Source organism: Tenacibaculum sp. SDUM215027, from assembly GCF_050566205.1.
Lineage (GTDB): Bacteria > Bacteroidota > Bacteroidia > Flavobacteriales > Flavobacteriaceae > Polaribacter.
In genome coordinates this window covers 158,096-171,167 of the sequence record NZ_JBNXUE010000004.1, presented here as the reverse complement: position 1 = coordinate 171,167, position 13,072 = coordinate 158,096, and the positions used below count along the sequence as shown (strand labels likewise).

The following is a 13,072-nucleotide window of genomic DNA, read 5'->3' as shown; positions in this document are numbered from 1 at the left end:
ACTAGAATTTAAACATGCATTTTTTAAGACCTAAATTATTTATAAACCTTTACTTTTTTTATATTTTTATATGTAGTTTTATACGATAACTAACTAAAAACTTATTTTTATGACAGATTCAAACAAACCCACAACACTTTTTTGGATTATTGGTGTTGCCGCCTTAGTTTGGAATGGACTAGGTGTTATGTCTTACATTGGTCAAGCTTATATGACAGATGAAGTTAAAGCTGCTTTACCTGAAGCTGAAAGAGCTTTATATGAAAATGTTCCTACTTGGGTTACTGCTACTTTTGCTATTGCTGTTTTTGCTGGATTACTAGGTAGTGCTTTTTTACTAATGAGAAAAAAGTTAGCAAGACCTATGTTTTTACTTTCGTTAATAGCTATCATTGCTCAAATGTCGTATAATTTATTTATGAGTAAAGCTGTTGAAGTATATGGACCAGGAAGTGTTGTAATGCCTATAATGGTGATTATTATAGGGGTGTTTTTATTGATGTATTCAAAAAAGACAATAGCCAAAGGTTGGCTCTTGTAATACTAAAACAAATTTATAATTAAATGCTGTCTTTTTTGAGACAGCATTTTTTACTCAAATAAAACAAAAATAAACTCAGCAACGCAAGCTGGTTTTTCTTGTCCTTTTATTTCTATTGTACAATCAAAAGTCAGCTTTTTTCCACTTTGAAAATCTTCTATAAGTTTAACAGAACTAATTAAACGTAACTCACTGTTTACAGGTACTGGATTAGGGAAACGAACTTTATTCAGTCCATAGTTCAACCCCATTGTTACGCTCTTTACTTCAAATTGTTTAGATATCAGCTCTGATAGCATAGAAACAGACATAAATCCGTGTGCTATTGTTGTTTTTGTCGGTGAATATTTAGCTGCTTTTTTCTCATCAATATGAATCCATTGTTTATCAAGCGTAGCGTTTGCAAAATCATTGATCATTTGTTGAGTTACAGTATACCACTCTCCTATTGGCAATTGCTTTCCTTCTATGTTAGAGAGTTCTTTTAAATTTTCAAAAACTAATTTCCCCATACTTTTTATTTACCAAAAATATCTTTTTTAATTCTAGGAAGCTCCAGCTTATATTGTACAGCAATTGTTCTCACAACAACAATTATACCTGCTGAAATAACGAAAAGAAAGTCTTCATTCACCTCTAAAGAATATAAGAGTAAGTAAACAATTCCCCCTGCTAAACAGGCAGATGCATATATTTCTTTATGAAAAATTAATGGAATTTCGTTTGTTAATACATCTCTAATTACTCCTCCCATTACTGCAGAAGACATCCCCATTACCAATGCTACAAAAGGATGTAAGTTAAAATTTATTCCTTTTTGAACTCCTATAAGTGTAAATACGCTAATACCTATTGTATCAAACAAGAACATGGTACGTCGTAACGGAGCTATTTTACTTCTAAAGAAAAAAGTAACCACAACAGCTATTAGTATTGTCCAGATATAATTAATATCTCCAATCCAATTTATAGGGTGTGCATTAATAAGTACATCTCTTGTCATCCCACCTCCTACAGCGGTAACAAAAGCTATAATAATGACTCCAAAAACATCAAATTTTTTTCTAATAGCAACCAATGCTCCACTAATGGCAAAGGCAAAAGTTCCGGCAATGTCTATGGCGTAAATTACATCCATTTATATTGATATTTCAGAAAATTGTATTTGTAATGTTCTTTCTACTTCAGCTAAACGATTTCTTTCATTTTGAAGAATTAACGCTAATGAAATTCCTCTTTTCCCAGCTCTTGCAGTTCTACCACTTCGGTGTGTATAATATTCTAATTGTTCTGGTAATTGATGATGGATAACAAAAGCTAAGTTTTGAACATCAATTCCTCTAGCTGCTACATCTGTTGAGACTAAAACTTGAAGGCTTTCGTTTTTAAAAGCACGCATTACTTTATCACGTTCTTTTTGTTGCATATCGCCTTCTAAAGCTTCTACTGAAAAACCTTCTTCTTTTAGTTCTTTTGTTAGTTTTTGAGCACCTGCTTTAGTTCTTGAAAAAATAATACCTCTTTCAGTGTGCCTTTTTTCTAAAAATTTAACAATAATGTCTGTTTTTTCAGGAATAGTTGTTTTCACAAACTGATGCGTAATATTGGCATTCACCAATACATTTTTGTTTACTTCAACTTGTTTTGCTGAAGCATTCATGTATTTTTTTATAATACTTCGTATTTCATCAGGCATTGTTGCTGAAAACAACCATGTTTTACGAGTACCTGAAGTGTATTTTAAAATACGATTTAACTCTAATTTAAACCCCATACTAAGCATTTCATCTGCCTCATCAAGTACTAAGGTTTTAATATTTTTTAAATCTACATCACCTCTTTCTATTAAATCAATCAAACGTCCTGGAGTTGCCACAATAATATGTGTGGTTCTCTTTAAATTGTTGATTTGACGTTCAATCTTTTCACCACCGTAAACAGCTTCTACAAAAATTTTATTATCAACATATTTTGTAAACTTAAATAGTTGTTTCTTTATCTGTTGTACCAGTTCTCTTGTAGGTGATAAAATTAACGCTTGAACATTGTCTTTTGAAGCATCTATTTTATGCAAAATAGGTAGACCATAAGCAGCTGTTTTACCTGTTCCAGTTTGTGCTAACCCTATAAAATCTGAATTATTCTCTAGTAAATAAGGTATTGCTTCATTTTGTACTTCAGTAGGAGTTGTTATTCCTAACTCTTTCAATCCCTTAACATATTCTTTTCGTACTCCTAATGCGGTAAATGTTGTCATTCTATAAATTTATAAGTGCAAAGATATTGTTTCTTTTACGGTAACAATAAGTTTGTTACTTCTTTCGTAATTCTTTTAGGTTTTTTGGTATTAGCATCTAACAAACAAAAAGTAGTTTGAGATTTTACTAATAAAGTTTCACCTCTGTACATTTCAAAATGACGAACAGATCTTATCCCTTCTGTTTTACCAACCCATGTTCTAAGCGTAACTTCGTCCCCTAATACGGCTTGATTTTTATAATCAACTTCATGACGAATAACAAACCAAACATAGTCGATGTTTTTTACATTTTTAGAAAGTTCTTTCCAATGAGCATCAGAAATATTTTGCATCCATTGTACATACACTACATTATTTACATGGTTATATTCATCTATCTCTTCTGGAGTTACGATATGTTTTTGTTCAAATAAATTCATAAAGCAAACTTACAGGATTGATGTTAATTATTACTTAAATCTAACGCTGTTTTTATTTTTGATGGATAATTCACACTAATTTAGTCAACATGAATAAAATCGCCAACGACTTAGGTACTAAAAGTATCAGTCAACTTATTTTAAAACAAGCTATCCCTGCTTCTATTGGAATTCTAGTAATGTCGATTAATATGATTGTTGATACCATTTTTGTTGGTAGATGGATTGGCGTACTCGCTATCGCAGCAATTACCGTAGTATTACCCATAGCTTTTTTAATATCATCAATAGGTATGGGAGTTGGAATTGGAGGTAGCTCTATAATTTCTAGAGCATTAGGAGCTAACAAAGATGATAAAGCATTTGAGGTTTTTGGAAATCAAATTTCATTAACTATTGCATTATCTATTTTATTTGTATTGTTAGGAACGTTTTTCAGCACTCCTATTTTAAGGCTTTTTGGAGCCAATGGAAACATTATAACACCCGCTACTGAGTATTTTAATGTAATTGTTTGGGGAGTTCCGTTTTTAGCTTTTGCTATGATGGGTAATCCTGTTGTTAGAGCAGTTGGGAAACCTAATTATGCCATGCTCACCATGTTATTTCCTGCAATTGCTAATATTTTTTTAGATGTTATTTTCATTAAGTTTATGAATCTGGGAATGTATGGAGCTGGTTTAGCTACTTCTATTTCATATGCAGTAAGTGGATTATTCATTTTATGGTTTTTTATTTCAAAAAGAACTGAATTAAAAATTATTCCAAAGTATTTTAAATTGAATTTTTCTATTGTAAAAGAGATTATTTCTTTAGGAGGAATAACTGTAGTAAGACAAGGAACAATAAGTATTTTGACCATTATTTTAAATTATTCTCTTTTTAAGTACGGAGGTGAAATTTCAATTGCAATCTATGGTATTATTAATAGAGTTATGTTATTTGCTTTGTTCCCTGTTTTAGGAGTAACACAAGGCTTTTTACCTATTGCTGGATACAATTATGGAGCTAACAATACAAAGAGAGTTAAGGAAGCTATAAAAACATCCATACTTTATGGTACTGGTATTGCTGTCTTAATTTTTACTATGATAATGTTATTTCCTAATGAGTTGGTTGGTGTCTTTACAGAAGATGAAAAGTTATTAAACCTTACTCCTAATGCATTAATTATAGCTTTTTTAGCAACTCCAGTAATTACTACTCAATTAATTGGATCTGCATACTTTCAAGCGGCAGGCAAAGCTTTACCTGCGCTATTGTTAACACTCTTAAAACAAGGAATCTTTTTAATTCCTTTAGTGTATATACTTCCTAAATTTTATGGTGTAAATGGTGTTTGGATGTCTTTTCCTATAGCTGATGTTTTATCTACTGTACTTACCTATGCTTATTTAAAAAGAGAAGTTAGATTACACCTGAATTAATCTAAAATACTTTCTCCATTTAAGTTTGTGGTTAGCACATCACTCATATAATTAAAAAATGGACGTAAAGCTTTAAAAGCATCGTCTACTTTTGTTAAAAAGTCAGGAGCTAAAACTTCTTTATCAGAAAAACGTTGAATAGCAATATAGCCTTTTTTACGGATCAAATCAATATCAGGATGCTGTTTGTCAAATCCTTTAGGAGCAGTTTTAAGTTGATCTCCTTCTAACTTACCTCCAAAATGCTGTACGTAGTTCTTTTCTTTTAAAATTTCTCTAATTTCAGAAGCGTCTACCTCAAATTCTTTACGAATACGTAAAAGATCTTCTTTGTTTGGTTCCCAAAACCCACCAGCAACAAAACTATCACCAGGAGAAATATGTAAATAATAGCCCCCTCTTAATTCTGGTTTTTTTCTGTGGAAAGAACCTCCAAAATGTGTTTTATAAGGCGTTTTATCTTTTGAAAAACGTACATCTCTGTAAATTCTAAACAACTTAAACTTATCAATTTCATCATGCTTATTTAAGTTTTCTTCAATCTTCTTATAAATAGCTTTCGCATTATTTTGAGCTTCAGTAAAACGTGGTTTAAACTCAGTAAACCATTCACGATTATTATTTTCTTTTAAGTCTTTTAAAAACTGAAATGTTTGTTTTTCTAGTTGCATAGTAAGCGAATTTGAAATTCTAAAGTACAAAAAAACTCCACTAAATTTTAGTGGAGTTTATGCTTTATTCTTTGAAAAAGTTACACGTTAAATCTAAAGTGCATAATATCACCATCTTTAACCACGTACTCTTTTCCTTCTACTCTCATTTTACCTGCTTCTTTTACCTTAGCTTCGCTACCAAACGCAACATAATCATCATAACCAATTGTTTCAGCACGTATAAATCCTTTTTCAAAGTCTGTATGAATAACTCCTGCTGCTTGTGGTGCTGTTGCACCCACAGGAATTGTCCAAGCTCTCACTTCTTTAACTCCTGCCGTAAAATACGTTTGCAGGTCTAATAATTTATAAGCTGAACGAACTAAACGAGAAACTCCTGCTTCTTCTAGTCCTATATCTGCTAAGAACATTTGACGTTCTTCATAATCATCTAACTCTGTAATATCTGCCTCAGTTCCCACTGCCAATACAATAACTTCAGCGTTTTCATGTGCTACTGCTTCATTTACCTTATCTACATAAGCATTTCCTGAAACAGCTGAATTTTCATCAACATTACAAACGTATAAAACAGGCTTTGCTGTAATAAACTGTAATGGTTTTACAAACTCCTCCTCTTTTTCTGTAAACTCAATAGAACGTACAGATTTTCCTTCTAACAAAGTAGTTTCAACTTTCAATAAAATTTCTAACTCTACCTGTGCCTCCTTATTACCTGTTTTAGCCGTTCTTTTTACACGCTCTAAACGTTTTTGAACAGTTTCTAGGTCTTTTAATTGAAGCTCAATATCAATAGTTTCTTTATCTCGAATAGGATCTACAGAACCATCTACGTGTACAATATTATCGTTATCAAAACAACGTAATACATGTAAAATAGCATCTGTTTCACGAATATTAGCTAAGAATTGATTTCCTAAACCTTCTCCTTTACTAGCTCCTTTTACTAAACCAGCAATATCTACAATCTCTACAGTTGCAGGTAAAACTCTTTCAGGGTTTACTAACTCCTCTAGCTTCTCTAAACGAGTATCAGGTACATTCACTACACCTAAGTTTGGCTCAATGGTACAAAACGGAAAGTTTGCACTTTGCGCTTTTGCATTAGATAAACAGTTAAATAAGGTTGATTTCCCTACGTTTGGTAATCCTACAATTCCAGCTTTCATTCTATTGTTTTATTGAAATTTTGCGAGTGCAAATATAATGCTTTGCTTTCTAAATTTTCTAATTATTTAAGATTCATTTAAGTTTGTTTTTTAGTTGATATTTTTATGTTTTTAACATTTTTTTAAGATTTAGATTGGATTTTTACTACTTTTAAGAAATTAACTAAAAAATATTTTTAAATGAAAAAACAGACCCTTCTTATTACTTACCTATTTTTTTGGGGACTTCACATGTTAAGTGCTCAAACACTAATTAAAGGAACAGTAAAAGATATAAACAACGACCCTTTACCTGGAGCTAATGTTATAGAAAAAGGGACTTCTAACGGGACATCTACAGATTTTAACGGAGAGTTCTCTCTTAGTGTTAATACTAATGGAGCTTTAATAGTTAGTTTCTCAGGATTTGAAACACAAGAAGTTTCTATTAATGGAAAAACTAATTTGAGTATTGTTTTAAAAGAAGGTTTAGAGTTAGATGAAGTTGTTATAGTAGGATCTAGAAATCCGAAAAGGACAGCTATTGACACTCCTGTACCTGTTGATATAATTGATGTTGGGGATTTGGCAACTAAAAACGGTAAAGTAGAAGTAAATGATATACTACAATATGCTGCTCCTTCATTTAATGCAACTAAACAATCAGGTTCTGATGGAGCAGACCATATTGTTCCTGCTTCTTTACGAGGTTTAGGACCAGACCAAACATTGGTCTTAATTAATGGTAAAAGACGTCATCAATCATCTTTAGTCAATATTTTTGGGACAAGAGGACGTGGTAATTCTGGAACGGATTTAAATGCAATTCCTTCTGCTGCAATTAAAAGAATTGAGGTTTTAAGAGATGGAGCTTCAGCTCAGTATGGTTCTGACGCCATTGCAGGAGTTATTAATATTGTTTTAAAAGACAATACCGATGGTGTTTCTGGTAGTATTGGTTATGGTGCCTATAGCACAGCCATAGGAAGCGGATGGGCAGAAGCCACAGGTGAAACTTTATACAATGTAGAAGGTAAAAACAGATTAGATGGAGAAGATAAAAGTTTTGATGGTGGAACTTTTAAATTAGACTTAAATTACGGGGCAAAGCTGAATGATAAAGGAGGCTTTGTAAACTTTACTACCGAACTATTATCTAAGGAAAGAACTTTAAGACCAGGGTTTTCTTGGCGTAAAGGTTATGGTAGTGCAGGAATAGACGGGTTCAATTTTATGGTAAATGCTAATTTACCTATAAATGATAACACTGAAGTATATGCTTTTGGAGGAAGAAATTATAGAGATACTGATGCGTATGCTTTTTCTAGAGACAGCTTTGATGATGGTGATAATAGAAGTGTTCCTAGTATACATCCAAATGGATTTACTCCTAGAATTACCTCAAATATTACAGATATTTCAGTGTCAACAGGAATAAAACATAAACTGGAAAATGGATGGGAAATTGATTTTAATAATACTTATGGAGAAAATAAGTTCCATTATTATATTAAAGATTCTAATAATGCATCATTGAAAGACGCTTCTCCTATCGATTTTAATGCCGGAGGGCATAGTTTATCACAAAATACAACTGGTTTAGACTTTTCTAAATACTTAGAAAACTTACTAAGTGGTGTTAACCTAGCTTTTGGTTTAGAATACCGAACTGAAAACTTCATCATCTCTGCTGGAGAAGAAGCTTCATATGGTTTATATGATGATAATGGAGTTTTATTAACAAACCCTGCCGTTCAACCAGTAGCTGTTGACAGCAATGGAGATGAACTACCTGGTGGTTCACAAGGCTTTCCTGGATACGGGCCAGACAATGAGGTAGATCGATCTAGAAGTAATGTTGGTATATATTTTGATTCAGAATTTAATTTTACAGAAAAGTTTTTAGTTGGAGCTGCTGTACGTTTTGAAGATTACAGTGATTTTGGTAGCACATTCAATTTTAAGTTAGCTTCAAGGTTTAAAGCTAGTGACAACTTAACCTTAAGAGGTTCTGTATCTTCTGGATTTAGAGCACCGTCCTTAGCTCAATTATATTATAATTTAAAGTTCACCAATATTGTTAACGGAGAATCACTTCCATCATTATTATCTGCCAATAATAGTACGGTAACTAGAGCTTTTGGTATTGAACAATTACAAGAAGAAACTGCTTTTAACGCTAGTTTAGGATTTACTTACAAAATAGGTGGATTTACAGCAACGATTGATGCCTATTCTATTACTGTTGATGATCGTATTATTTTAACTGATAATTTTGATGCTTCTGGACTTAATTTAGGTGTAGACGCAGCACAATTTTTTGCTAATGGTGTTGATACGAAAACTCAAGGATTAGATGTTGTTTTAAACTATAAAAAATCTTTTGAAGACCATAGAATTGATGTAGGGTTAGTAGGAAATTTTAACGATACTAAAATTGAAAAGATTAAGAATGGAAATTTAAACAGATTTACTTTCTTTAGTCCTTTTTCAGAAGCTTACTTAAAAGCTGCTGCACCGGATCATAAATTTGGGTTAAACCTAGGATATGGCTATAAGAAATTTGATGTTTCTTTAAGTCTTACAAAATTTAGTGAAGTTGAGTTGTTTGATTTTCAATGGGTAGAATATTCTCCAGCCAATGAAAGCGAGGCTTTAAATTTTGATACTGATGGAGATGGTACTGGAGATACCAATTTATATAAAGCAGGAAATGATATATATAAATCATCTATTACTACCGATTTAAGTCTAAGTTATGCTTTCACTGATAAAGTTACACTTACAATTGGTGGAAACAATATTTTCAACGTTTATCCTACTCCACAGTTTGATGGGTGGACCGATCAAGGAGGTTTAGCTGATTCAGTTCAAATGGGATCAGACGGTGCTTACTTTTTTACTAGACTAGGATTTAAACTTTAATAAATTTTCATAAAAACAAAAAAACCTGAGAATATTCTCAGGTTTTTTTTATTTCTTAACTCTAAAGTTTATAGTCTATTAATCATTATGCATAAAACGTTGCTTTGCTAATAATTCTTCTTCTGTTTCAACATTGTCTTCATCAGGAACACAACAATCAACAGGACAAACAGCAGCACACTGAGGTTCTTCATGGAAACCTTTACATTCTGTACACTTATCAACAACAATGTAATAAATTTCATCCGAAATTGGCTCTTGGTCTTCATCTGCATTTGCAGACTTACCGTTTGGTAAAACTACATTTCCAGTTAAATCAGTACCATCAGCATATTTCCAATCATCTGCTCCTTCATAAATAGCTGTGTTTGGACATTCAGGTTCACAAGCCCCGCAGTTTATACATTCATCAGTTATTATAATTGCCATAATTAATCTCTTTCAGTTTTGTAACTTTGCACTTGCAAAAATAGTTCCAATTTAATTTAGAACCAAATAAATGGATAGTATAAAAGGTAGAATTAACGCTTTTCATAAACTAGGAGAATTTTTAAGTCAGTTTTCTCAAGAAAAAATAGAGAAAAAAGAAAACATAGAACACAATGAGTTGTTTTTTGATGGGTTTAAGCATCAACTAAAAATAGCTGGAGAAAATAACACGTGGTTTACTATAGAAAACCTATTGTTTTCTATAGAAAATTGGGCAAAGGCACTCACTTCTTATAATTTAACACAATGGATAGCTAACGAAGATTTAGGTAAAAATGAACCTAAATTAGTTGCTGTTATCATGGCTGGAAATATTCCTTTAGTTGGCTTTCATGATTTTTTATCAGTTTTAATTTCGGGACACTTCGTATTAGTTAAACAATCTTCTAACGATAAGCACTTACTTCCTTTTTTAGCAAAATATTTAGAATATGTTGAGCCTGAACTAAAAGGAAAAATTACGTTTACTGAAGAAAAACTAACTGGCTTCGATGCTGTTATTGCTACTGGTAGTAACAATACAGCACGTTATTTTGAGTACTATTTTAAAGATAAACCAAGTATTATCAGAAAAAATAGAAATTCCATAGCTCTTTTGACTGGAAATGAGTCAGAAGAACAAATGAAGAATTTAAGTGAAGATGTTTTTCGTTACTTCGGTTTAGGCTGTCGTTCTGTTTCTAAAATATTCATCCCTAGAGGCTATAATTTTGATGCTTTTTTCAACGGGATGTATCAGCAACATGAAATCATTAATAACACCAAATATGCCAACAATTACGATTACAACAAAGCGGTGTATTTAATGAGTGAATTTGATATTCTAGAAAACGGTTTTTTAATGATTAAGGAAGATAAAAGCTACGCCTCTCCTATTGCCTCTGTTTTCTATGAATACTATGATAGCGTGGATGATTTAAAAATTAAACTGTGGGAAGATAGAGATCAAATTCAATGTATTGTAGCTAGTGATTTTGTCGAAAATGAAATAGAATTTGGACAAACACAACATCCAAAGTTATGGGACTATGCCGATGGTGTAAACACACTAGATTTTTTATCTAAAGTATAAAAGAGTCTCTATATAAATTTGCACCTTTGTGTAGCAAAACACAACAACACAAATGAAAAAACATAATTTTAGTGCAGGACCTTGTATTTTACCCGAAGAAGTGCTAAAAAAAGCATCAGACGCTGTTATTAATTTTAATAATGATAATTTATCTTTAATCGAAATATCGCACAGAAGTAAACCTTTTGTTGATGTAATTGAAAAAGCGAGAAATTTAGCATTAGAATTATTAGGACTAGAAAATAAAGGTTATAAAGCATTGTTTTTACAAGGTGGAGCTAGTATGCAATTTTTAATGGTTGCTTATAACCTATTAAACAAGAAAGCAGCTTACTTAAATACAGGAACTTGGAGTGACAAAGCAATTAAAGAAGCTAAACTATTTGGCGAATTGGTAGAAGTTGCTTCTTCAAAAGATAAAAACTTCAGTTATATTCCTAAAGCATACGAAATCCCTACTGATGTAGATTATTTTCACTGTACTAGTAATAATACTATTTATGGAACGCAAATGAAGAGTTTTCCTGAAACTTCAGTTCCTATGGTATGTGATATGAGTTCTGATATTTTTTCACGTCAACTAGATTTTTCAAAATTTGATTTAATTTATGCGGGAGCTCAAAAAAATATGGGACCAGCGGGAACTACCCTTGTTGTAATAAAAGAAGAAATTTTAGGAAAAGTAGAACGTCAAATTCCTTCTATGTTAAATTACCAATTAATCATTGACAAAGAAAGTATGTTTAATACACCTCCTGTATTTGCAGTATATACTTCTATGTTAACTTTGGAATGGTTAAAAGATTTAGGAGGTATCGAATTCATTGAAAAGGTGAATGAGAAAAAATCAGCACTGTTATATAGTGAAATAGATAGAAACCCTTTATTTAAAGGAGTTGCTGCTACAGAAGACCGAAGTCATATGAACGCTACATTTACTTTAGTTGATGAAACCTTGCAAACTAAGTTTGATAAGATGTGGCAAGAAGCCAATATCAATGGATTAAGTGGTCATAGAAGTGTTGGTGGTTACCGTGCAAGCATGTACAATGCCTTACCTTTATACAGTGTTCAGGCCTTAGTAGATGTAATGCAAGAATTAGAAAGAATAAGTTAGATACAACGTCATTTTTTATAATGGCATTTTTAATATAAAGAACGATGAAGATATTAGTGACCGATGGAATTTCCGCTAGCGGAATACAAGCTTTAGAAGACAAAGGCTTTGAAGTAATAAACACTAAAGTTGCACAAGAGCAATTAGAAAACTATATAAACGACCATACTATCGATGCTATTACAGTAGGTAATACTACACAAGTACGACAAGAGTTAATTGATGCTTGCCCAAGCATTAAACTTATTGCTTGTTTAGGAACCGAAATGGATAATATTGATGTTGATTATGCTATTGATAATGGAGTTCACGTTGTGAATAGTGAAGATGCTTCTGCTAGTTCAATTGCAGAGCTTGTATTTGCACATTTATTTACAATGGTTCGTTTTTTACACCAATCAAACCGTGAAATGCCTTTAGAAGGAGATATGCGTTTTAATGCATTAAAAAAGCAGTATTCACAAGGAACTGAGTTAAGAGGTAAAACATTAGGAATTATTGGTTTTGATACCGTAGGACAAGAAGTAGCAAAAACCGCTCTGGCTCTAGGTATGGAAGTAATAGCAACCGATGCTGAAATAGACAATGCAACCATTACAATTCCCTTTTTTGATGGACAATCAGTAGATTTCTATATAGAAACAGAAACTATAGATAGTTTATTATCAAAATCAGATTTTATTACATTACACCTTCCTGCACAAGATGGATACGTTATAGAAACTTCTTTACTAGATAAAATGAAAGACGGTGTTGGAATTATAAATACGTCTCACGGTAGTGTTTTAAATGAGGTTGATTTAGTCAAAGCTATTGAAAGCGGAAAGGTTAAATACGCAGGGTTAGATGTTTTTGAAAGCCAACCAAGACCTGAAATCCAATTATTAATGAATCCTGAAATTTCTATGACACCTCATATTGGAGCTTCTACAATTGAAGCACAAAATAGAACTGGGGTTGAATTAGCAAATAAAATCATCGAATTACTAAGCGAATAATA

13 protein-coding genes are annotated in these 13,072 nt (G+C 32.0%); 6 read left to right on the top strand and 7 right to left on the bottom strand.

The window, feature by feature from the left end; translation table 11 throughout:
- Positions 1-109 precede the first annotated feature (109 nt).
- Positions 110-541 (top strand): hypothetical protein, encoded by a 432-nt coding sequence (locus ACQYZ7_RS10775; protein WP_430729752.1) that lies wholly within the window; start codon positions 110-112, stop codon positions 539-541.
- A 50-nt stretch (positions 542-591) separates the two neighbouring features.
- Here the strand turns inward: ACQYZ7_RS10775 and ACQYZ7_RS10770 are convergent, their stop codons facing one another.
- From ACQYZ7_RS10770 to ACQYZ7_RS10755, 4 genes are read right to left on the bottom strand one after another with little or no spacing between them, the layout of a single operon-like run.
- The gene (locus tag ACQYZ7_RS10770; protein ID WP_430729751.1) at positions 592-1,053 is read right to left on the bottom strand and encodes a MaoC family dehydratase; all 462 of its coding nucleotides are present in this window, start codon (positions 1,051-1,053) and stop codon (positions 592-594) included.
- A 5-nt stretch (positions 1,054-1,058) separates the two neighbouring features.
- Positions 1,059-1,679, bottom strand: coding sequence for a trimeric intracellular cation channel family protein (locus ACQYZ7_RS10765; protein WP_430729750.1), 621 nt, complete (start codon positions 1,677-1,679; stop codon positions 1,059-1,061).
- Positions 1,680-2,798 (bottom strand): DEAD/DEAH box helicase, encoded by a 1,119-nt coding sequence (locus ACQYZ7_RS10760; RefSeq protein ID WP_430729749.1) that lies wholly within the window; start codon positions 2,796-2,798, stop codon positions 1,680-1,682. It abuts the gene before it with no gap.
- Positions 2,799-2,833: 35 nt separating this feature from the next.
- Positions 2,834-3,220: an acyl-CoA thioesterase gene (locus tag ACQYZ7_RS10755; protein WP_121146808.1), complete on the bottom strand. Its 387-nt coding sequence runs from the start codon at positions 3,218-3,220 to the stop codon at positions 2,834-2,836.
- Positions 3,221-3,309: 89 nt separating this feature from the next.
- Here ACQYZ7_RS10755 and ACQYZ7_RS10750 point away from each other — a divergent pair, with 89 nt between their 5' ends.
- Entirely contained in the window at positions 3,310-4,647 is a 1,338-nt protein-coding gene (locus ACQYZ7_RS10750) for an MATE family efflux transporter (RefSeq protein ID WP_430729748.1), read from the top strand.
- On the opposite strand, the gene ACQYZ7_RS10745 is transcribed toward ACQYZ7_RS10750, so the two are convergent.
- Together ACQYZ7_RS10745 and ychF are read right to left on the bottom strand one after the other, a co-directional pair.
- Positions 4,644-5,318: a DUF2461 domain-containing protein gene (locus ACQYZ7_RS10745; protein WP_430729747.1), complete on the bottom strand. Its 675-nt coding sequence runs from the start codon at positions 5,316-5,318 to the stop codon at positions 4,644-4,646. The genes ACQYZ7_RS10750 and ACQYZ7_RS10745 overlap by 4 nt on opposite strands.
- Positions 5,319-5,398: 80 nt before the next feature.
- A complete protein-coding gene (ychF, locus tag ACQYZ7_RS10740; protein WP_430729746.1) occupies positions 5,399-6,490 on the bottom strand; it encodes a redox-regulated ATPase YchF in 1,092 nt (363 codons plus the stop codon).
- Between the two features lie 180 nt (positions 6,491-6,670).
- Here ychF and ACQYZ7_RS10735 point away from each other — a divergent pair, with 180 nt between their 5' ends.
- Positions 6,671-9,394: a TonB-dependent receptor gene (locus ACQYZ7_RS10735; RefSeq protein ID WP_430729745.1), complete on the top strand. Its 2,724-nt coding sequence runs from the start codon at positions 6,671-6,673 to the stop codon at positions 9,392-9,394.
- Positions 9,395-9,472: 78 nt separating this feature from the next.
- Here ACQYZ7_RS10735 and ACQYZ7_RS10730 read toward each other — a convergent pair whose 3' ends face one another.
- Positions 9,473-9,823: a 4Fe-4S dicluster domain-containing protein gene (locus ACQYZ7_RS10730; RefSeq protein WP_115901653.1), complete on the bottom strand. Its 351-nt coding sequence runs from the start codon at positions 9,821-9,823 to the stop codon at positions 9,473-9,475.
- A gap of 70 nt (positions 9,824-9,893) precedes the next feature.
- Here ACQYZ7_RS10730 and ACQYZ7_RS10725 point away from each other — a divergent pair, with 70 nt between their 5' ends.
- Genes ACQYZ7_RS10725 through ACQYZ7_RS10715 form a run of 3 tightly spaced genes read left to right on the top strand, consistent with a single transcriptional unit; the run spans position 9,894 to position 13,070 of the window.
- Positions 9,894-10,955: an acyl-CoA reductase gene (locus ACQYZ7_RS10725; RefSeq protein ID WP_430729744.1), complete on the top strand. Its 1,062-nt coding sequence runs from the start codon at positions 9,894-9,896 to the stop codon at positions 10,953-10,955.
- A 52-nt stretch (positions 10,956-11,007) separates the two neighbouring features.
- Complete coding sequence (gene serC, locus ACQYZ7_RS10720) at positions 11,008-12,072, top strand: 3-phosphoserine/phosphohydroxythreonine transaminase (RefSeq protein ID WP_430729743.1); 1,065 nt, start codon at positions 11,008-11,010, stop codon at positions 12,070-12,072.
- A gap of 44 nt (positions 12,073-12,116) precedes the next feature.
- Positions 12,117-13,070, top strand: a complete 954-nt coding sequence (locus tag ACQYZ7_RS10715) for a D-2-hydroxyacid dehydrogenase (RefSeq protein WP_430729742.1) — start codon at positions 12,117-12,119, stop codon at positions 13,068-13,070.
- Positions 13,071-13,072: the final 2 nt, after the last annotated feature.